This is a genomic window from Neisseria sp. P0014.S009, from assembly GCF_051958155.1.
In the GTDB taxonomy this organism is placed as follows: Bacteria; Pseudomonadota; Gammaproteobacteria; order Burkholderiales; family Neisseriaceae; genus Neisseria; species Neisseria flavescens_C.
This window is the reverse complement of record NZ_JBQCVS010000309.1, coordinates 1-230: the sequence shown is the minus strand read 5'-3', so window position 1 is coordinate 230 and position 230 is coordinate 1. Positions and strand designations below refer to the sequence as shown.

Here is a 230-nt window from a genome sequence, read left to right as displayed (position 1 = left end):
CCGTTGGACGGCATGGGTGGTATGGGCATTTTCCGTCTGACCGAATCCGACCCCAATATCGGCAGTATCCTTGAAACCCTGATGCAGCTTGATTCACGCACCATCATGGCGCAACGTTATATTCCTGAAATCGTACATGGCGACAAGCGCATTCTGATTATCGGCGGGGAAGTTGTTCCGTATGCTTTGGCGCGTATTCCGCAAAACGGCGAAACGCGCGGCAACTTGGC

1 pseudogene is annotated in these 230 nt (G+C 53.5%); it reads left to right on the top strand.

Annotation, left to right across the window (positions count from 1 at the left end):
- Positions 1–230 (top strand): annotated as a pseudogene (locus ACTHS4_RS12765) (glutathione synthase); the annotation flags it as partial.